The organism is Acinetobacter pollinis (assembly GCF_015627175.1).
Classification (GTDB): domain Bacteria; phylum Pseudomonadota; class Gammaproteobacteria; order Pseudomonadales; family Moraxellaceae; genus Acinetobacter; species Acinetobacter pollinis.
The window spans coordinates 1-22,132 of the sequence record NZ_VTDQ01000014.1 but is presented as its reverse complement, the minus strand read 5'-3'; the positions used below and the strand labels follow the sequence as shown (position 1 = coordinate 22,132).

Genomic DNA, 22,132 nt, shown 5'->3' with positions numbered 1-22,132 from the left:
TGTATCTATCAGTAATATTTAGTATATAAAACTGATATTCAAAACTTTTCTACTAGGTGTTGCAACCGTACAATTGTTAAATTTATTTTTTTCACTTCGTTTTCTTGATCTTTAAGATAAAATCTGTATACCTTTAATCAAACCAATTCATGTTTAGTTTTGGATTTCTTACTTACTCATAGATGTGATCAGATGAATTCAGTATTACCAGTAAACTCAGTGACAAAAAACTCAGAACTTCAACATCCATTGAAATCCGCTTTTGACCAACCTAGTATTCAAAAAACACTAAAAAAGACGGCTTTAAAACCAGAACAACTGACGCATATTCCAAAATTAAATAAAATTCCAGCATCAACAAGACGCATTAAGCCTCTTAACAATTTTCTAGGACAAGACCGTGCACGTGCTTCTGTAGAAGCAGGCATTGCATTGCCCTACTCAGGCTACAATATTTTTGCCGTAGGTACAGCAGGTTTAGGTAAGCGTACAATGATTAAACGCTTACTCAAACAACACGCGAAGACCATGCCAACGCCAGATGATTGGGTCTATTTAAATAATTTTGAAAATGCCAGACAGCCTATTGTTTTACGTTTTCCTGCTGGTCAAGCCACTAAATTTCAAAAGCAGTTAGAAGAAGCTTGGCAAACGATGTTAAAACACTTAGAACGTCGTTTTAGCTCTGAAAACTACAGAGAATCGATTGAAAAAATACGTCAACAAACAGGTCGAGAACAGCAAGAAGCTTTAATAGAGCTGACTAAAGAAGGTGAAACAATGGGTGTAAAGCTCGTTTCACGTAATGACCAAAATTGCTTTGTGCCTGTCCACCTTAAAGATGATAGTTTACAAGAAATGACTCAAGTAGACATTGATGCTTTAAGTCATGAAAAACGTGCTGAAATTTCAACAAATATCCGTTATATGGATAAAAAACTTGAGCGACTTGGACTACACTTAGGTGATCTTGAAGACGATGCGAGAGATCGCGTTTCAGATTTAAATAAAGAAGTCGCACAAGAAATTGTTATTCCAAAAATTGAACAGTTATTTAAAAAATATAAGCAGGTAGAAGGACTGCATCATTACCTAGAGCATTATGCAAATGATGTTATTGATCATGTAGAACTCATTCTAGAGCAAAACGAAGACGACTTTGCACCTGCACAATTTAGTCGTATTCCTGCACGTTACCAAGCCAATGTCATTGTGAGTAACACACCAAACAGCGGTGCGCCTGTCATCTTTGAAGACTTCCCTACTCATTATAATTTGCTTGGGCATGTCGAACAATTGACACAAAATGGCACCATTACTACAGACTTTACACTCATTCGCTCAGGTGCATTACACCGTGCAAACGGTGGTTTCCTTATTTTAGAAGCTGAACATTTATTGGAACAACCTTATGCATGGCAAGGTCTTAAACGTGCATTAAAGTCAGGACAACTAAAACTGTCTTCTTTAGAGCACATGCTCACCCTTACAGGAAGCATTTCAATTGAACCCGAATCCGTTCCACTACAACTAAAAGTCGTTCTTTTGGCAGAACCTGAAATCTATTATGAAATTCTAGAAGCAGAGCCTGAACTAGGAAGTGTATTTAAAATACGTGCCGATTTTACAGACACCCTAGAGCGTAATGAAGACAACGAACAAGCATATATGCAACTGATTGCAGACTATGTTCAAGTCGATAAACTTCTTCCTTTTGATCGCTCTGCACTTGCTGCTTTACTAACAGACTCTAGTCGACAAGCAGAAGATCAAAGTTCACTTTCATTACATGCTTCTACATTGGGCGACTTAATCCGTGAGTCACATCATCATGCTTTACAAGCTGATCGAAAGATTGTGACTAGTGAACATATCAACACCGCATTGCAACATCGCCAATATCGCTTAGGTTATTTACGTGAACTTTACTGGCAAGATCTCACACGTGGTACACAACTCATCGAAACGCAAGGACATCGTTTAGGTCAAATCAATGCACTGTCTGTTATTCATTATGCAGATGTAGAGTTTGGCCTACCGTCACGATTAACTGCCTCCGTATATCAAGGTGGTGGAGATATTTTAGATATCGAGCGAAGTGTCGAACTTGGCGGCTCATTACATGCTAAAGGCGTTTTACTCATGTCTAGCTTCTTAAAAGCACATTTCGGACGTGAACAAATACTTCATTTCTCGGCTGCACTTGCTTTTGAGCAAAGCTATGGTCAAGTCGATGGAGACAGCGCCACTGTTGCGGAGCTATCAGCGCTTATTTCTGCAATTAGTCAGCTACCTATTGATCAATCATGGGCGATTACAGGTTCAATGAACCAATTGGGGCAAGTCCAGCCAATTGGTGGTGTCAATGCAAAAATTGAAGGCTTTTATGATGCATGTCGCTTGCAAGGTTTTACAGGCAAACAAGGGGTTATTATTCCTTGGCAGAATATGCAGCACCTTATGCTACGCCAAGATATTATCGATGATGTTAAAGCAGGAAAATTCCATGTTCATGCGATTGAAACGATAGATCAAGCACTGGAAATATTGATGGCTAAACCTGTTGGACAGCTCGATAAAAAAGGTGAATATACCAAAGGGTCGATCTATGCAGCGGTCATGGAACAACTCAATTATTGGCAAGCTATCGAAGATGGTGAGGTTGAAGAAGAAAAACCTAAAAAGAAAAAGAAAAATACTAAGAAAAATACCAAAGAAAAAGATGTTGTCGTTACTGAGAATTCAATACGTCGTAAAACGTTGAAATCCCCTAAGTAATAAATTCATACGGGTATTGATCTCAATCAATACCCGTATAGATATTAATGCACTGCTTGTATTTTTTCTAAAAATATCTTTGCACGCTCGTGTCTTGCGTCAATATTTTCAAAAAATTCTGTTGTTGGACAGTCTTCCAAAATTTTCCCTTCATCCATAAAAATTAGACGATTTGAGACTTTCTTTGCGAATCCCATCTCATGAGTAACACACATCATAGTCATTCCTTCATTGGCAAGCTGCACCATAACATCGAGGACTTCACCCACCATTTCAGGATCTAAAGCAGATGTAGGCTCATCAAACAACATACAAATTGGATCCATACATAATCCACGTGCTATCGCTACACGCTGTTGCTGACCACCAGAAAGTTGACCTGGAAACTTATCTTTATGTGCAAATAGGCCAACACGCTCTAAATATTGCTTTGCCTTTTTCTGTGCATCTGCAACATTTCTATTGAGCACTTTTACCTGTGCAATAGTTAAGTTTTCTAAAACAGTCATATGTGGAAATAATTCAAAGTGTTGAAAAACCATTCCGACTTTTGAACGAAATTTTGCAAGATTCGTACTCTTATTTTGTAAAGAAGTGCCGTCTACAATAATATCGCCTTTTTGAATAGGTTCTAAGGCATTCACAGTTTTAATGAGTGTAGATTTTCCTGAGCCTGATGGCCCACATACAACCACAACATCACCTTTTTCAATACTTGTACTACACTCTGTAAGTACCTGAAAATCACCATACCATTTAGAGATATGTTGAATGTCGATCATTGGCATTTTAATCCCCTATTAACGAATAATGGCAATTCTTTCTTGCAGTCTTTTGACAAGTTTTGAGAGAAAGAATGAACTACAGAAATATACGATAGCAACCACTAAATAAAATGTTGGTTTGGTTTGCGACCCATATGTATTGGCAAGTGTATCTGCCTTGCCTAATAGATCTGGTGCACTAATTACATAAACTAAAGAAACGTCTTGGAACAAAATAATTGTTTGGGTAAGAAGTACAGGTATCATATTTCGAAATGCTTGAGGTAGCACTACATGACGCATTGACTGCCCATAAGTAAAACCAAGTGCAGAACCTGCAAAAACCTGTCCTCTTGAAACTGACTGAATTCCTGAGCGTACAATCTCTGCAAAAAATGCTGCTTCAAAAACAGCAAAAGTAATTACACTTGAGAACAAGGGTCCCCAATATGTATCTGACTGAAATTCAAAAACTTTAGGTAATAAAAAGTAAAAAATAAAAATGACTTGAATTAAAGGTATACCACGAAAACAATCTACGTATATTTTAGAAAAATTACGCGCAAAAGCATTATTTGATAATCTCATCATTGCAAGTGGTGTACCAATTAAAATTCCACCAATCATTGCAAGTACAGTGACCCATAAAGTAAAACCAAGTCCCTTAAGTAAAGCCTGATAAATATCTGCTTGTTGGAGTAATGAAAAATCCATCATTTACCTCCTGAGCCTAAACCAGGAACAGCCATACGGCGTTCGATCCAGACCATAATGAGCTTAATAGCGTAAGTTACAATTAAATAAACAGGTGTAGATAAAACTAAAATGACAATATCTTGTGAAGTTTCTTCACGCATCACTTTACTGTATGCAAAGAAATTCATGACGCTTAATGCATACAATACCGCTGAATTTTTAAATACATTCATCGCTTCTGATGTAATGGTTGGCCATACAGTACGATAAGCAACTGGTAAAACCACATAACGGTAGCTTTGCCACACGGTAAACCCTAAGGCAGATGCTGCAAATTTTTGCCCGCGAGATACTGTTAAAATTCCTGCACGAATATGCTCTGAAACACGTGCAGCGGTATAAAGTCCCAGTGCAAAAACACCAATAATAGCAGGCTGGGTATTTAATAAATTCTTCCACCATCCTCCAGCAACTACTTCACCACTACCATCACTCAAGCTATGTGGCAGAAATTCAGGAAATACGAATGCCCAAAAGAATAACTGAACAATTAAAGGAATATTTCTAAATACTTCGACGTAGACATTTCCAATTGCGGCCAGTCCTTTATGTGGAACCGTACGCAAAATACCAAACAAAGACCCTAAAAAAAATGCAATAACAAAAGCAGCACAGGCCGTCCAAACCATGGTAAATACACCATGACCAAGCATCTGTAACCAAGTCGGTGCATCAGCTGCAGGAGAATAACTTTGTCCACCTATGGCTTTACATACAGATTCTGCCCACTGGGACTTATCTAAGCCATATTCATTTGATGGTAAACAAAAAGACGTCCAATTCAATGAACCAAATGACATAATGCCCCCAAGAATAAAGACAAACTATTTAAAGTTGCACTGTCTTGAAGAGAGTGCAACATATACTGAACGTTGGTCTTAAACACCCGTATCGTTTGGATGTGCTTGTAACTTCTTAAATGAACCACTTGGTTGCATATGTAAATTAATATTTTTTGGTGGGATTGGTGCTTCAAACCATTTCTTGTAGAGTTTTTCCATTTGACCCGACTTCCACATATTTGTGACCACATGGTCAGCCAATGCTTTAAATTTCGGATCATCTTTAGGAAGCATAATGCCGTACGGCTCTGAAGATAAAACTGGTCCTACAATAGCAAAATCTTTAGGATTTGCAGATTTTGCAATTAGACCAGCTAAGATATTGTCATCCATCACAAAAGCTGCAGCACGACCAGAAGCTAAAATTGCAAAAGAATCGGCATGGTCTTTACCATAAATATTATTTACATTAACTTTCTGACCACGCTCACTCATTTTAATGTATTTATCAGAAGTCGTACCTTGTGTGGTTACAACTGCTTTACCATTAAGATCTGCGATGCTTTTAATATTTGAATTGGCTTTAACCGCCATACGTACTTCAGTTGCATAATAATTGGTTGAGAACGCAGCTTGTTCTTGACGCTGTTTAGAGTTTGTCGTTGAACCACACTCCATATCAATATTACCAGAGAGTAATTCAGGAAGACGCGTAGATGAAGTAACCGCCTTGTACTCCACTCTTAAATTTGGCATGTTTAATTCTTTTTTTACTTGGTCTGCAACGTTCTTACAAATATCTACCGCATAACCAACTGCTTTACCATCTGCAACATATGAAATTGGATCAGAAGATTCACGGTGACCAATCACAAGGACACCTTTGCTCTTAATTTTAGCCAATGTATCTGCAGCATTTGCTTGAGATACAGCAAGAAACATCATAGGTAGAGCTGTTAATGCAACAACGACTGATTTTTTTGAAACATTTCTCATACTGACTCCTTCAAGTACAATGACTGAGATAAAATTGATGAACTGATCTAGTCAGTGCAATAAACAGACCAACTTTTTTAATTTCAAAATTTGTTGCGTATGGAAAGGATTTTCAAAAAAATAGAATGATAATTTTATAAAGACTATGCATGAAATTTACAGTATTTCAGTACAAAAAAATCGTATAGCGAAAAATGACTTATTCTTAATATTAAAAAAATAATTTTAGTGGAGGAATGTCTTTTTAAAACGACTAGGAACTTTCATTAAAATAAGGGTTAATGACTACTAATCATAAAATGCTCAAATAAGATACATTTGCACCAAAAATCTCAACATAAAATAAGAATATCGCACTAAAAGTTTACAATATTCAAAAAAAGTCTATTTTAAATAAACGTACTTTTGCAATTAAAGCATAATGTAAAGCAACATAATGACTCACACTACACATAAGTAGTGCAAGCCTCAGTCATCTTAAATGGTAGGATAAAAGGTCTCAATGACTCGACCTGTCATCGTTTGTCCAAGTAAAGGTGTATTCTTTCCTTGAGAAAGCATTGAGTCTTCTGTAAGTTCCCAAGATAAAGCTGGGTCTAATAAAATCCAACCTGCTTCTGCTTGCCACTGTTCAACCATATTTGATACGACCGCAGGGGCAAGTGTCACTTTTTCTACCCATTCAAGTGCTGTAAAAACATTGTCTTTAACCAATTGAATACCAAGTGGTAAATAGGTATCAAAAGCACTAATGCCTGCTTCTGTTTCCGCAAACGGTGCTAATTTTGCAGAACCGCTTAAAGGTTCATGATGCGTACAAATTGCATCAATTACCCCAGTTTTAACTGCTTCTCTTAATTTTTCACGATCCTTTAACGTACGCAATGGTGGGCGTACATGTGCTAAAGAATTAAAACCATCAATTAATTCATCAATAAGATGTAGTTGATGCATTGCGACATCGGCAGTAACAGGTAAGCCTTTCTCTTTTGCAGCTTGAATTAAATCTATAGATGCACCACAAGACAACAAGCTAAAATGTGCTTTTACACCTGTTGCTTCAACCATTAATAAGTATTTTGCAACAGCAACAGTTTCTGCCAAAGGAGAAATCATCGGCAAACCTTGACGGGATGCCACAAAACTCTCATGGACACACCCATCTTTTGCAATTTGTGGCTCTTCTGGATAAAACACAACAGTTAAATCTAAGCCCGCTGCATATTCAAGCGTACGCAATACAACATCATCATCGGCAAAAGGTGCATTTGCATTAGATACAAAGCGGCACCCACCCTTTTTCAACCCTGCCATATTTGCAGGTTGCTTACCTTGCAAGCCTTGCGTTTGGGCTCCCATAATTGCAAGATGAATCTTGCCATCATTCCATGCTTTTTCAACAAGACCATGAATTAATGCACCATTGTCTTGCACAATTGGCTTTGAGTCTGGAGGCGTTAAAATATGTAAAATTCCTGCCGATCGTGCCGCATTTCCTTCAGAAGCAAGTGTTCCATGCTGTTGCTGGCCAGGTTCTCTTAAACGGGCACATAAATCGACCATACTTGGCATGAGCCACTGACCTTGCCCATTAATGACATGTGCAACTTCATCCAAATGAGGAACACGTTTCGCATTATTAAGGTATACGGTTTCAATTGCATCGGTTTGTGTTACAGGATCTAGAACACGTACATTTTCAATTTTTACGGTAGTCATGTCTTTTTTCCTTAAAGTGCAATTGAATCAATTAAACCTTGCTCTTGAAGTTGCCCTTGCATCGACAATGCAAGTACAGCCATACGTACAGCAATACCATTGGTTACCTGATTTAGAATCACTGCTTGCGAACCATCGGCAATTTTTGAAGTAATCTCTACACCTCTGTTCATTGGTCCCGGATGCATTACAATACAATCAGGTTTCGCTAGAGCCAAACGTGCATCATTGAGACCGTACATTTTATGAAACTCAAGCTGAGAAGCGAGTGCTGGCGAGTCAATTCGTTCATTTTGGATACGCAATGTCATAATGACATCACAATCTTTCACACCTTCATCCATATTATTAAATAAACGCACTTCGCTCCCATATTCTTCAAATCCATATGGTAATAATGTATTTGGTGCAATTACACGAATATCACGACACCCAAGCGTTTGTAATGCAGCCACATCAGAACGTGCGACACGTGAGTGTTTAATATCGCCAATAATTGCAACACTTAACTCACTAAATGGTTTTTTCGTTTCTCTACGAATGGTCAGCATATCAAGCATTGCTTGTGTCGGATGCGCGTGACGTCCATCACCTGCATTAATAATCGCAACCGTTGGACAGACATCTTTGGCAATAAAATGCGCCGCTCCCGATGAAGAGTGACGCACAACAAAAATATCCGCAGCCATCGCCTGTAAATTCCAAAGCGTATCTCTTAATGTTTCACCTTTAGATGTACTTGAGCGTGCGATATCGATATTCAGTACATTGGCAGAAAGACGCTTAGCAGCGGCTTCAAACGTTGTTCTTGTTCTTGTAGAGTTTTCAAAGAAAAGATTCATCACCGTTTTACCTTCTAAAACGGGAGAAGTAATTAACTGGTTATTTTCATTAATAAAGGTTTCTGCGGTGTCCAATATTTGAGTTAAAGTTTCTTTGAATAGCCCTTCGATCGTTACAAAGTGTTTCAAGTGACCATGTTGGTTAAGTTGAATCTGACTTGGAGTATGCAATTTTGCGAAATGCATCAATGATTCCTTTGTCTTGCGCTAAGTTGACATATTGTATCGGAAAATAAGAATAATTCGCAGTCATCTCCATGTAAAAAAGCCACAAATAACACAAGCCAAAGAGGGTCAAAATGCGTTAAAATCCTCGTTTGCTTGTTTTGGTTTGGAAGTTTGCATGAATTCACCGCAACGTTTATCTACTTATTGGGTTACTTGTGCCGATGGCTTAGAGCTGTTATTAGAAGAAGAAATTGCTCAATTAGGTGCGACCGATGTAGAACGTAAAGCTGGTCGTTTAATTTTCAAAGGAACGTTAGAAACCGCTTATCGTATTTGTATGTGGTCACGCCTTGCTTCTCGCGTTGTTATGCCAATTTATGAACATGCGATTGAACATTCGCATGATGTACGTGATGTGGCAGAAGAGCTATATGAAGGTGCGGTTAATTTTGACTGGTCTTTAATTTTTGCACCACAAAGTACATTTGCCATACGCCTTCACGTAGAACGTGATATTAAGGTAAATACACAATTCGCGACGCTACGTGTCAAAGACGGTGTGGTTGATAGTTTTATGGAAACTGTGGGTCGCCGTCCAAGTATCGACATCAAACAACCTGAAATTACACTTTATATTCTTGCAGGTAAAACAACACATTACTACTGTCTAGATTTATCTGGTGACTCTCTGCATAAACGTGGCTATCGTCAAGTCATGACTGAAGCACCTATTAAAGAAAACTTAGCCGCAGCAATTTTACATAAGGCAAAATTACAAGCGCTTCAGCCAAAACTTGTACTTGACCCAATGTGTGGCTCAGGCACATTTATTATTGAATCTCTTATGATACTGACTGACCGAGCACCGGGGCTCGTTCGACGATTTGGCTTTAATGGCTGGCATGGTCATGACCATGAACTTTGGATGAGCCTAAAAGCAGAAGCCGCTCAAAGACACCAAGATGCTTTGGCAAAACCCTTACCTAAATTTTATGCTTACGATGCAGATTGGGATGCAGTAAAAGCAACTCGACAAAACCTAATTGCTGCAGGTTTTGAAAGCATTCTAGACAACATAAAAATTGAAGAACGTACACTCGCAGACTGGCCTGCGTTTAATTTAGAAGCCGATGAAAAAGCATTTATTGTTACAAACCCTCCTTACGGCGAACGCTTAGGTGACAAGGCATCAAATCGTGCACTGTACTTGGGTATTTCTGCTTTACTTCAAAAGACCTTCCCTCACCAACATGCAGCAGTCATTGCAGCTCAAATTGAACAAGCTGATGTGCTTGCATTTGACGCAACACAAACATTACGTTTAATGAATGGTAAACTGCCAATTTATATTCGTTTTGGTGTTATTAAGCCATTGCTCAATAGTCAACCATTTCTTGCTAGATGGACAAGTCAACCTGTTGAAGTTGAAGGCGCACAAGATTTTGCTAACCGCCTACAAAAGAATATGACAGCATTGAAAAAATGGGCGGTAAATGAAGGAATCTACTGTCTACGGCTATATGATGCAGACTTACCAGACTTCAATGTTGCCGTTGATCTATACGGTGATCGTCTGCATGTTCAAGAATATGCACCACCAAAACAAATCGACCCTGAAAAAGCAAAAAAACGTTTTAACCTTGCACTCGCTGCTATCCGTGCAGTTACTGGATTTAACCGTGATGCTATCTTCATTAAAACACGTGCACGCCAGTCTGGTAAAACGCAATATGAGAAACAGAGTACTGCATCCAAACGTTTTGTAGTTAAAGAAGGCCGTGCCAATCTTTTAGTCAATTTAACAGACTATCTAGATACAGGTTTGTTCTTAGACCATCGTCAAATGCGTTTACGTATTGCACAAGAGGCTAAGGGAAAACACTTCCTTAACTTATATAGCTACACATCAACCGCTAGCTTACATGCTGCGCTAGGTGGTGCTGCCAGTACAACAAGTGTAGATCTCTCAAATACCTACTTAAATTGGTCTAAAGAAAACTTTGTTTTAAATGGCCTTACTGTAGATCATGCAGATGAACAACATATGTTCTTTGCCAGTGATTGTTTTGACTGGCTCAAAGAAGGTCATGAACAATATGACTTAATTTTTATTGACCCACCTACATTCTCTAATTCAAAAAAGTTTTACGGTACATTTGACGTACAACGTGACCATCTTTCTTTACTCAAGCGTGCAATGAACCGTTTAAGTACAGATGGAACACTATATTTCTCAAATAACTATCGTGGCTTTGAAATGAGTGAAGAGATCGAAGGCATGTTTGATGTGGTTGAAATTACCCAAGAAACCATTGGGTCAGATTTTAAACGTAATCAAAAGATTCATCGCTCATGGCAAATAAAACACCATAGCGTATAATTTAAAAAGCCGGATCAGATGATTCGGCTTTTTTAAATAAATTACTCAAAGACCAAATGCCTCTCGAAAAGTGGAATGGTCTTTTTCATCCATTCAGGTAAATGTTCTCTAGAAACTCTAATTCTTTTCTTATACTGTATTTTCTGAATAAACCAACCTGTTTTCGGTTTAATCAAATCTTCATATAATGTTTTATACCGATCTTCATCAGGATCAAGTGACATTGCATTATTTCCCCAGTAATAAGCAAGGTATAAATTTTTTTCTATCCCTTTACCATAATAACTTGCAAAGGCATAAATATATGCAATCTCAGCCAACATTTTTTTATTAAACTTATTATTTTCCATCAACATAGGAAAATATAGCCGAAGAACTTCACTTTGTTTTGTCTGACTCTCTTCCATCAAAAACTGTGCATAACCATAACTAATTTCGGCTTGTACCGACTTTTTACAAAAGGTCTGCTCAAGAAGTCCTTGTGCATTACGTGCTAAGTATTTCTGTTCTTGCTCATTACTTTGATTTAAACTTTGCGTCAACAATCTTCGCCCTTGCACCAATAATGCCTCAACATTTTTTAATGCTAAAGCACGTGCAAGCCATTGTTCTGCATGATCGATCTGTATATATTGATTTAAATTTTTATGGTCACTCAATCCAGAATAGATCTTAAACAAATACATCATACTTGGTGTATGGCCATAGTTCGCAAATTTCTCTAACAACTCAATCAGAATATCGTATTCACAACTTAAATAAAGATAATCATAGGCTTGAAAAACTTGACTATCAAAAGTAGAACATGCGTTTTTTTCCCAGATATTATACAGTGTGATATATGAAGCTGTTTCCTCAGAGATTTGCCATTCATCTGAAGATCTAAGTGCATAGAGTAATACTGCAAAACTAATATCATTGTTCCACACACCCATCAAAGCAAGTATTTTTCCTCGTATGTATGTCTTATCAATAAAAGGAAATCTATTATCTGCAAAAAATAAAATTACCGCTTTAAAAAATGTATGATGAATATCAATATTACTCTGTAATTCAGTTGAATAATCTTGAAGAATACTTTGAATTAATTGGAAAATATTTTCTTGTATTTTTAAATATTCATTTTTCGAATCAAATGTAGATATTTCACTTAAAAGAGAACAAAAAAATAGAATCTGTTGTATATAACAGTCTGCCATCAGTTTTTTATTCAAAACCAATGTATTAAAGTAACAAATTAATTCCTGACCATTCTCTCGTTTTTCTTGCCAATTTTTTTCTGTTTCGTGTATTAGAGCCTTAAACTCATGAATGTAACGCAAGTAATATAATTGCTGTAGTAGTAAGTGAGATTGCTCTTGGCAAACCGAGCTATATAAAAAGTTATCAATTTCCTCGTAGCTATCATATTTATCTAATAAATGGTTACAGTAACTTGAAAACGCCATCACAGAAGGTTGACGTTCTATACTCAGGTTAAACCAATAAAGACATGGCTTCACCTTTTCTGCTTCAGTGGGCACCCTTAAAATTAAACTAATTTTTTCTTGGGGAGGCAGTACACCATTTTGTTGATAAAAAATATTTAATGCTTGTGTACTATATTGGCTGGGATCAAACCTGTAATGTTGACATACTAGATTTAAATCGCAATGTTGATTGGTTTTTTCATATAAGTGCATGAGTGCCAAATAAATATCTGGCGCGTGAATTGTATCTGCGATTGCACGCAAATACCAATATGTACTCACATGAGTAAATAGCTGAATCAACTCAGAAAACTCAGGGTTATCTAAATCATATTGTAATGCAACTTCGGCCCAATAATCTCCGAGTAAGATATAAATTAAGAAACCTTCATCATTGGTTAACCAAAGATTTAGTATTTCTATATAAGACTGCGCTTTAACATTTGAATCTAAATATAATGTCTTGAAATTCCTAAGTAACACAGCATCTTCATATAATGGAATATCATATTTTTCAATAGATCGTAGATTATTTTGATAGATGACTTGGTAATACTGGTTTACACGGCGAAAATCATTCTTTTCTATAAACGTATTAAGTAAGTTTTTTATTTTTATAAAACGGTCAACCTCAGATGAAATATTATCCATGTCCATCTCTTATTGTTGCTGTCTTTGGATTCCTTCAGTGTAACACAATCATCATAATTACGTTTTTTTCTTTATTGAATGAGAATAGACCATAAAAAATCCCACTTACAATGAAGTGGGATTTTTTAAATAATTAACTGAGTTTCATACGATCAAAAATAAGATGACCATCTTCGCCACGAATAACAATATTATCACCCGCTTGGAAGTCTGCCCCTAATATCTTCTGCGCCAATGTATTTTCAATTTGCTGTTGAATCGCACGTTTCAGTGGACGTGCACCATAAATTGGATCAAAGCCAGCCTCAATCAATACATCAAAAGCCGTATCATCTATCGTTAAACCAATCTCACGCTCTTCTAAACGTGAACGTAAACGAGACAACTGAATGTCTGCAATGCCACGAATTTGTGATTTTTTCAATGAATGGAAAATCACCAGCTCATCGATACGATTGATAAACTCAGGACGGAAATGATGACTTACAGCATTCATTACAACTGTACGAACCTCATCTTCAGAAGCGTTATCACCTAATTCTCGTACATCTTGTGAGCCCAAGTTAGAGGTCATTACAATAACGGTATTCTTAAAGTCAATAATACGGCCTTGCGAGTCCGTTAAACGACCATCATCTAATACCTGCAAAAGAATATTAAACACATCTGGATGCGCTTTCTCGACCTCATCAAACAAAATAACGCTATAAGGTTTACGGCGTACAGCTTCTGTTAAAACACCACCCTCTTCATAACCTACATATCCTGGAGGAGCACCGACCAAGCGACTTACAGAATGCTTTTCCATAAATTCGCTCATATCGATACGAATCATTGCATCGTCACTATCAAATAAGAAATTTGCTAATGCTTTGGTCAATTCGGTTTTACCTACCCCTGTTGGTCCTAAAAACAAGAAAGAACCACTTGGTCGGTTTGGATCTGATAGCCCTGCACGAGATCGACGAACTGCATTTGAGACTGCATGTACGGCTTCATCTTGCCCAACTACACGATTATGTAAGAAGGTTTCCATCTGTAGTAATTTCTCACGCTCCCCTTGAAGCATTTTAGCTACGGGAATACCTGTTGCCGCACTCACAACCTCTGCAATTTCATTTTCCGTGACTTTAGTTCGAATGAGTTTTGGTTCTTCATTTTCTTCAATACCCTCATCTTGCTCAAGTGCTTTTTCAAGTTCAGGAATCTCGCCGTACTGTAAACGACTTGCCTCAGCCCAATTCCCTTCTCGTTGTGCTTTTTCAAGTGCAATACGTGCCTGATCAAGTTTCACTTGAGCCTGCTTTGTACCTTCGACAAGTGTTTTTTCTTTACGCCAAACTTCTTCTAAATCATCATACTCACGTTGTAAGTCATCAATCTGTGTTGTAAGTAATTTTACCTCTGCTTGGCTTCCCGCATCTTCATCTTTCTTAACTGCTTCAAGTTGCATTTTCAACTGAATAATACGACGATCTAAACGATCTAAAGACTCAGGTTTAGAATCAATCTCCATTTTAATGCGTGATGCAGCTTCATCAATTAAATCAATTGCTTTATCAGGCAACTGACGATCTGTAATGTAACGATGCGACATTTTTGCTGCTGAAATAATGGCAGAGTCTAAAATTTTTACACCATGATGGACTTCATAGCGCTCTTTTAAACCACGTAAAATTGCAATCGTATCTTCAACACTTGGCTCATCGACTAATACTTTTTGAAAACGACGCTCTAATGCTGCATCTTTTTCAATAAATTGGCGGTATTCATCGAGCGTTGTTGCACCCACACAGCGAAGCTCACCACGTGCAAGCGCAGGTTTAAGCATATTACCTGCATCCATTGCACCATCTGTTTTACCTGCACCAACCAGTGTATGCAATTCATCTATAAATAAAATAACTTGACCGTCTTGTTTAGCAAGATCATTTAAAACTGCTTTAAGACGTTCTTCAAACTCACCACGGTATTTTGCACCAGCCAATAACGCACCTAAATCTAAAGACAGTACACGTTTACCTTTCAAACCTTCGGGTACTTCACCATTGACAATGCGCTGTGCCAAGCCTTCAACGATTGCAGTTTTACCAACGCCTGGCTCCCCAATTAGAACAGGATTATTCTTAGTACGACGTGAAAGTACTTGTACAGTACGACGGATTTCTTCATCTCGACCAATTACAGGGTCAAGTTTGCCTGCCAATGCACGCTCTGTTAAATCAATCGTATATTTATTTAATGAGTCACGTTGTTCTTCGTAGTTGTCACTCATAACTTTTTCATTTCCTCGAATATGTTCAATTACACTACGTAGCTGTGCTGTTTTTACACCAACATCTGACAAAATTGACTTTGTTGATGCTGTTTCCGTCATGGCAAGCAATACCCAATCTGTCGACAAAAATCCATCGCCTGCTTTTTGTGCATGCCGATCAGCCAAGTTCAAAACTTTTACTGCATCTGGATTTAAGTTCACATCACCTGTAGGTGTATTCGTTGTTGGTGCATTATTTAGTGCCTGCGTTAGCTTCTCTTTGAGCTCAGGTAATCGTGCCCCTGCTTGTTGTAAAAGGCTAATATTTGCAGAATCTTCTAGCAACACAGCAAGTATATGAATGGCATCTATTGCCGTATGATCTTTGCCTGTCGCAAGTGACTGAGCCGTAGTTAAAGCATGGGTTAAACCTTTTGTGAACTTCTCGAACTGCATTGTTTTTATCCTCACAAATTTTCAATTAACTTCTATATAGGGTCTCATTTAAAAAATTCAATATCTTTTTATATTTCAATAAAATAATTTTACCTTTAATAAAAATAAAGGACTATATAGATATCTGTGCATTGGGTTCATTTTTCAAGTTCAAATCTATATTTTCACCAAAAAATAATTGAATATTAAATTATTCTTAAAAAGTAGATGAAATATGAATTAATTATGAATATAATCTGCGACACAAAAATATGTCTAATGAGAATTATTAGCATTAATATTAACCTTAGGAGTTCGCATGTCGCCTATCCATCCACCTCTATTTAAAATGAGCCTGATTGCTTTACTCATCTCTCAAGTTCAAATGACATGGGCAACTGAGGTTGAACCTAATACGACTTCAACTCTCCCTACAATAAAAATTGAAGCAATGAGTGAGCTTGATCCTGTAAAAAGTTATATCGATTATGATGAAGCAAGTGTCTCTCGTAATGGGTTAAAGAAAAAAGACATTCCTCAAACAATAGATACGATTGATGTACAAAAATATAAGATCTACGGCACCAACGATTTAAGTGTTATGTTGCAGGGTACACCAGGGGTTTCGACTAACTACGACATGCGTGGTGATGGTATTACGATTCGTGGCTTCAATGCAGATACAGGCGATATTTACCGCGATGGTATTCGCGAAAGTGGACAAGTTAGACGTAGTACAGCAAACATAGAACGTATTGAAATCTTAAAAGGTCCTGCTTCTGTACTGTATGGTCGCAGCGCAGGTGGCGGTGTGGTAAACATGGTCAGTAAAGAAGCCAACTTTAAGTCTAAAAGTACAATTGGTATCTATGGCGGTTCTTGGGACAACAGAGGAACTACTTTAGACTTAAACCGTATTATTAATGATAACTGGGCGGCACGACTAACCAGTGAATACTCAGAAACAGATAGTTTTCGTAAGGGCATTCATAACCGCCAAGTCATGGTTTCACCTAGTGTGACATACCAAAATGATGATCAGACATTAAAATGGACAACCCAATATACGTATGACAAATTACATCGTATTCCAGATCGTGGCCCAGACTTTACAATTTTACCTGCAGGCACATCCATTAAGACAGCTTATGCACAAAATGGCGACTATGTCGACGATGAATTACAAACCGTAAGAACCGATTTAAAATATGAATTTGTACCCAATTGGAAGTTTCATTGGGCATTAAGCTATAGAGAAGCCAAACAGAATTTCGATCATTTTTATGCAGGCTCTATGTGTACCACAACGACAAAACCAACAGCAACCAATGCAGGCTGTTACCAAGGCTATGTTAAACAAATTTATTACTGGCAAAAAACTAACAATAAAACCACCACCAATACATTTGATATTTCAGGTGAATTTAATACAGGAAGTATTAAACATAATTTACTCATTGGTTCAGATATTTCATACGAACAACGTGAACCGTACCTAGCAAATACCAATAAAGATGGCTCTTTAATTTATGGTTTTGTAAATCCACTCACAGGTGATCGTTTCAGCTCACGCGGTTCAGGTGACCTACAATATAACACGCATAATTATAACGAAGGTACGACCTACGGCGTATTTATACAAGATCTGATTTCACTTAATGATCAGTTCAAAGTAATGCTTGGTTTACGTTACGATTACTACGATTTTTCATCTGATAAATATATTGGTAAAGACAAAAGCGGAAAAATTATTCCTATTTCGGAACATCGCTCCGAAACGAATGGTTCAACCAGTCCAAATATCGGTTTTGTATGGCAACCTACGGAAAACCAAAGTTTCTATGCATCGTACAGCAAGAGTTTTGCACCATTTGGTGGCTCAATGGCTGTAAGTGCTGTGCCATCTAGCCAAACTGCTGCCTTAGATTCATCACCGCAATACAATGAACAATATGAAATGGGTGTTAAAAGCACATGGTTTAATCATCGCTTAAATACTCAATTCTCTATCTATGACATTCGTAAGAACAATATCCGTTACCAGCCAGATTCTCAAAACCAACCAGACTACTGGGCTGTTGCTGGACAGCATGAATCTAAAGGTTTAGAGTTTAGCTTTATTGGTCGTCTAATCGATAACGTCTTTGTGCGTGGTGGCTATGGTTACACCGATGCAAAAGTGAAAAAAGATAAAGCAACACCAACAAATATAGGTAATAGATTACCGTTGGTTGCAAAAAACACAGGAAACTTATTTATTCGCTACTTACCTACAGATAATGTATATGTTGAAACAGGCGTTACTTATATGGGTTCGCAATACACAGGAATTACTAACGTCATTAAAATTCCTGGCTTTAATCGTTTAGATGCGGCTGTTGGTTATAAAAATGAACGTTGGGGTGTTACTGCAGCTGTAAACAATCTCACAAACAAATCTTACTGGCGCTCTGTCGCCATGCCGGGTACACCTCGTAATTTCTTAGTCAGATTGAATTACGAGTTTTAATAAAACATCAAGATTGCGATGGCCTTTGTTCATCGCAATCCCACTTATACATAACAATTTAATACTAAACTTTTTAGACAAAACTTATAAATTATCGTTAAATAAAAGTTAACCATTATTTTATCTTATAAAAAATGCACAAGCTCATTGCCCTTTCATTTCTTACTATACTATACACGAACACATCATTCGCTGCGCTTCCTGAAAGCTCACTTCGTCCAGGCGGTATAGCTATTATCCCCTTAACAGACCAAGTACAACATGTTTCCTATGAAGATCATCGTGTTTTAATCACTGAAGAAAATAACAAGAAATATGCTGTTGTCGGAATTCCTCTTTCAACACCTATTGGTACAATAAACATCAAAGTAGATCAAGAAATTATTCCTTTAGATATTCAACCTTATCCTTATGCAGAACAGCATATCAAACTTAAAGATCAGCATTTCGTAGAACCATCAAGTGACCAATTAGCACGTTATAAAACAGAAGCTCAAGAGCAAAACTTAATTTATACGTCTTTTAGCCAAAGTAAATGGAAAACACTTCCACAATTTATTACTCCAACTCAAGGAAAGTTTACCAACTCCTTTGGAAGAAAACGTTTTTTTAATAATGAGGAACGAGCACCACATTCAGGTTTAGATATTCCAGCACCAATCGGACAAAAAGTAATTGCACCAGCGGATGGGACAGTGGTTGGTATAGGTCACTACTTCTTTAATGGTAATACAATTCTTATTGACCATGGCCAAGGTTTAATTAGTATGTTTTGTCATTTAAGTCAAATTGAAGTACATAAAGGACAAGTGGTTAAACAAGGTGAAGAAATAGGAAAAGTCGGAAAAACGGGCCGTGTTACAGGCCCTCACCTACATTGGGGTATGAGCTTAAATGATGCGCGAGTCGACCCACAGCTTTTCTTAGCCCCACAAAAGTAGCCTTTGGCTACTTTTATATTTGAGTTTCGATAATCTCAAAATCATGCGTAATTTCGACACCACCGTCTGAAAGCATTTTACTTGCAGAACAATATTTCTCGGCAGAAAGTTCGACTGCTTTAGCAACTTGTTTTTCTTTGACGGATGTCCCAGTTACCACAAAATGTAAGTGTATTTTTGTAAACACAGCAGGAACTGTCTCTGCCCTCTCTGCCTGTAGTTCACACTTGACATCAACCACATCTTGACGGGATTTTTTCAATATCGTCACAATATCAAATGATGCACATCCTCCTAATCCCATTAGAATTAATTCCATTGGACGAGCACCGCGGTCTTCTCCACCGTAACTTGGTGCACCATCCATAATTATGGTGTGACCGCTTTGAGATTTGGCTTCAAATGCAACATTCCCAAGCCATTGAACTGTTGACTGCATTGCAACTACCTAAAAAAAATTATAAATTACATGAGTGTTCAAAAGTATATTAACATACTTTACGCACAAGGAGTTTCCACACACTCAGTTATGAGTGAAAGACATCGATGTGTCTATTATACTAAATATCGGAATAAACAATCATGGTAGCTAATTTTCGTCCATTTGCAAACGATGCACTCTCTCCCAACCAGCTCCCTGAATCTATCAAGGCCTTACTAAAAGTCGCTTATATTAACCGCTATGCAAAACGCACAACGATTATTGAAGCAGGTAAAGAGTCTAAATCGCTTTACCTTGTTTTAAAAGGTTCTGTGTCAGTTGTTCTTCGTGAAGATGATGAACGTGAAATCGTCATTGCATACTTAAATGCAGGTGACTTCTTTGGTGAAATGGGTCTATTTGACAATGAGTCTCATAGAACAGCTGAGGTTCGTACACGTGAAGTATCTGAGATTGCTGAAATCTCATATGAACACTTTACAGAGTTAACGAAAGAATATCCTGACCTTAATTATGCCATTTTTGAGCAACTCACTCGTAGACTCAAAAATACAACACGTAAAATGACTGATCTAGCATTTATTGATGTTACTGGTCGTATTGCACGTTGTCTTATCGATCTTGCCCATCAGCCAGCAGCAATGCTATTGCCAAATGGTCGCCAGATTCGTATTACACGTCAAGAAATCGGTCGTATTGTCGGCTGTTCACGTGAAATGGTTGGACGTGTTCTCAAAACCTTAGAAGAGCAAGGTATGATTGAAACAGAAGGCAAAGCTATTCTAATTTACGACAGTGCTTTAGAAAGCTCAAGCGAGCCACAACACAAAGAAAGTTAAGACAAAAAAGCAAATCTTAGGATTTGCTTTTTTATTCTCTTATATTTAAGTGCATCAGAGGTCTAATATGAAGTTCAACCCACTCTCAGATACCCACGTAAAACTTCCTGAAGTATGTCTAGGTACAATGACTTTTGGTGAACAAAATACGCTTGAAGAAGCTTTCGAACAATTAAATTATGCGCTTAGCCAAGATGTACATTTTTGGGATACTGCTGAAATGTATCCTGTTCCTCCAAAAATAGAAACACAAGGTAGAACAGAGAAAATTATTGGAGAATGGTTTAAAAAAAATAAGAACAGAGAAAATATATTTTTAGCTTCAAAAATTGCAGGACCTGGCTTTGGTGGGAGTCATATTCGTCACGGAGAAACCAAATTCAATGCAAAAGATATTGCAAATGCATTAGATGGCTCTCTGAATAGGCTAAAGACAGATTATATTGACTTGTATCAATTACACTGGCCAGAACGTACAACGAATTTCTTTGGTAAACTCGGGTACGGCAATACACTTGCAGAAAGTGAAGCACAAATCACAGCCTTTACTGAAACGCTTGAAGCATTACAACAAGAAATCAAGCATGGTCGTATCCGTCATATTGGGCTATCTAACGAAACCCCATGGGGTACTATGAAGTTCTTACAAATTGCTGAAAAATTAAATTTACAAAAATTTGTCAGCGTACAAAACCCTTATAGCTTATTAAACCGTACATATGAAGTCGGTATGTCTGAAATTGCGAAATATGAAAATGTAGGCCTCTTAGCCTACTCACCCTTGGCGTTTGGAATGCTTTCAGGTAAGTACAGACATGGAGCAAGACCTACTGGAGCAAGAATTACCGAGTTTTCACGCTTTACTCGCTATACGAACCCGCAGTGTGAATGGGCAACTGAACAATACGCTCAACTTGCAGAAAAGCATGGACTTTCATTAGTACAATTGGCACTTGCTTTTATTAAACAACAGTTTTTTGTCACCAGTACCATTATTGGTGCCACTCACTTAGATCAACTTAAAGAAAATATTAGTGCATTTTCCGTCGACCTAAGTCCAGAAATTTTAGAAGAGATTGAGCAAATTCATAAACAACAGCCTAACCCTGCTCCATAACCTCCTCTTTGAGTAAAGATGAATATCATCTTTACTCATTAATGTTGCTGTATGCGCTGATTATAAATTGCCATAGCTGCGGGTAAGTTCTTTTGCATTGCTTCAATTCGTTGAACATTTGATGGATGCGTAGATAAGAAACTTACACCACCTTGCCCTTCTAATTTATTCATTTTTTGCCATAAAGTAATTGCAGCTTGAGGGTTATACCCTGCTTTCGCCATCAGAATTAAACCACCATAGTCAGCTCTTGTTTCTAAGCTTCTTGAATAAGGTAAGCCTACACC

At 37.5% G+C, this 22,132-nt stretch carries 16 protein-coding genes; 6 read left to right on the top strand and 10 right to left on the bottom strand.

Translation table 11 applies throughout. The features are described from left to right. Nucleotides 1-192: 192 nt before the first annotated feature. The gene (locus I2F23_RS07185; RefSeq protein WP_195771881.1) at nt 193-2,778 is read left to right on the top strand and encodes a Lon protease family protein; all 2,586 of its coding nucleotides are present in this window, start codon (nt 193-195) and stop codon (nt 2,776-2,778) included. A gap of 44 nt (nt 2,779-2,822) precedes the next feature. Here I2F23_RS07185 and I2F23_RS07180 read toward each other — a convergent pair whose 3' ends face one another. The 6 genes from I2F23_RS07180 to I2F23_RS07155 form a co-directional block, all read right to left on the bottom strand. Next, a complete protein-coding gene (locus I2F23_RS07180) occupies nt 2,823-3,566 on the bottom strand; it encodes an amino acid ABC transporter ATP-binding protein (RefSeq protein WP_195771880.1) in 744 nt (247 codons plus the stop codon). A gap of 12 nt (nt 3,567-3,578) precedes the next feature. Further along, on the bottom strand, nt 3,579-4,256 hold the full coding sequence (locus tag I2F23_RS07175; RefSeq protein WP_195771925.1) for an amino acid ABC transporter permease: 678 nt from the start codon (nt 4,254-4,256) through the stop codon (nt 3,579-3,581). Continuing rightward, nucleotides 4,256-5,098: an amino acid ABC transporter permease gene (locus I2F23_RS07170; RefSeq protein ID WP_195771879.1), complete on the bottom strand. Its 843-nt coding sequence runs from the start codon at nt 5,096-5,098 to the stop codon at nt 4,256-4,258. The genes I2F23_RS07175 and I2F23_RS07170 overlap by 1 nt, the downstream gene beginning before the upstream one ends. A 78-nt stretch (nt 5,099-5,176) precedes the next feature. Further along, nucleotides 5,177-6,025 carry an amino acid ABC transporter substrate-binding protein gene (locus I2F23_RS07165; protein WP_195771924.1) on the bottom strand — a complete coding sequence of 283 codons (849 nt, stop codon included), beginning with the start codon at nt 6,023-6,025 and terminating at the stop codon, nt 5,177-5,179. Between the two features lie 528 nt (nt 6,026-6,553). After that, nucleotides 6,554-7,795 carry a dihydroorotase gene (locus tag I2F23_RS07160; RefSeq protein ID WP_195771878.1) on the bottom strand — a complete coding sequence of 414 codons (1,242 nt, stop codon included), beginning with the start codon at nt 7,793-7,795 and terminating at the stop codon, nt 6,554-6,556. 11 nt (nt 7,796-7,806) lie between these two features. Further along, entirely contained in the window at nt 7,807-8,823 is a 1,017-nt protein-coding gene (locus tag I2F23_RS07155) for an aspartate carbamoyltransferase catalytic subunit (protein ID WP_195771877.1), read from the bottom strand. A 157-nt stretch (nt 8,824-8,980) separates the two neighbouring features. Between I2F23_RS07155 and rlmKL the strand changes: the two genes are divergently transcribed. Beyond that, on the top strand, nt 8,981-11,185 hold the full coding sequence (rlmKL, locus tag I2F23_RS07150) for a bifunctional 23S rRNA (guanine(2069)-N(7))-methyltransferase RlmK/23S rRNA (guanine(2445)-N(2))-methyltransferase RlmL (protein WP_195771876.1): 2,205 nt from the start codon (nt 8,981-8,983) through the stop codon (nt 11,183-11,185). Between the two features lie 41 nt (nt 11,186-11,226). Here rlmKL and I2F23_RS07145 read toward each other — a convergent pair whose 3' ends face one another. Both I2F23_RS07145 and clpB read right to left on the bottom strand, forming a co-directional pair. Then, entirely contained in the window at nt 11,227-13,305 is a 2,079-nt protein-coding gene (locus I2F23_RS07145; RefSeq protein ID WP_195771875.1) for a hypothetical protein, read from the bottom strand. A gap of 133 nt (nt 13,306-13,438) precedes the next feature. After that, the gene (gene clpB / locus I2F23_RS07140; RefSeq protein ID WP_195771874.1) at nt 13,439-16,018 is read right to left on the bottom strand and encodes an ATP-dependent chaperone ClpB; all 2,580 of its coding nucleotides are present in this window, start codon (nt 16,016-16,018) and stop codon (nt 13,439-13,441) included. Between the two features lie 298 nt (nt 16,019-16,316). On the opposite strand from clpB, the gene I2F23_RS07135 reads away from it, so the two are divergent. Next, complete coding sequence (locus tag I2F23_RS07135; RefSeq protein WP_195771873.1) at nt 16,317-18,506, top strand: TonB-dependent receptor; 2,190 nt, start codon at nt 16,317-16,319, stop codon at nt 18,504-18,506. 134 nt (nt 18,507-18,640) lie between these two features. Next, on the top strand, nt 18,641-19,447 hold the full coding sequence (locus I2F23_RS07130; protein WP_195771872.1) for a peptidoglycan DD-metalloendopeptidase family protein: 807 nt from the start codon (nt 18,641-18,643) through the stop codon (nt 19,445-19,447). 13 nt (nt 19,448-19,460) lie between these two features. Here the strand turns inward: I2F23_RS07130 and I2F23_RS07125 are convergent, their stop codons facing one another. Next, entirely contained in the window at nt 19,461-19,886 is a 426-nt protein-coding gene (locus I2F23_RS07125) for an OsmC family protein (RefSeq protein WP_195771871.1), read from the bottom strand. Between the two features lie 143 nt (nt 19,887-20,029). Between I2F23_RS07125 and crp the strand changes: the two genes are divergently transcribed. Beyond that, nucleotides 20,030-20,728 (top strand): cAMP-activated global transcriptional regulator CRP, encoded by a 699-nt coding sequence (crp, locus tag I2F23_RS07120; protein ID WP_195771870.1) that lies wholly within the window; start codon nt 20,030-20,032, stop codon nt 20,726-20,728. Between the two features lie 67 nt (nt 20,729-20,795). Beyond that, nucleotides 20,796-21,845 carry an NADP(H)-dependent aldo-keto reductase gene (locus I2F23_RS07115; protein WP_195771869.1) on the top strand — a complete coding sequence of 350 codons (1,050 nt, stop codon included), beginning with the start codon at nt 20,796-20,798 and terminating at the stop codon, nt 21,843-21,845. A 38-nt stretch (nt 21,846-21,883) separates the two neighbouring features. On the opposite strand, the gene I2F23_RS07110 is transcribed toward I2F23_RS07115, so the two are convergent. After that, a partial coding sequence (locus tag I2F23_RS07110; RefSeq protein WP_195771868.1) for a M48 family metalloprotease occupies nt 21,884-22,132 on the bottom strand: 249 nt, incomplete at its 5' end.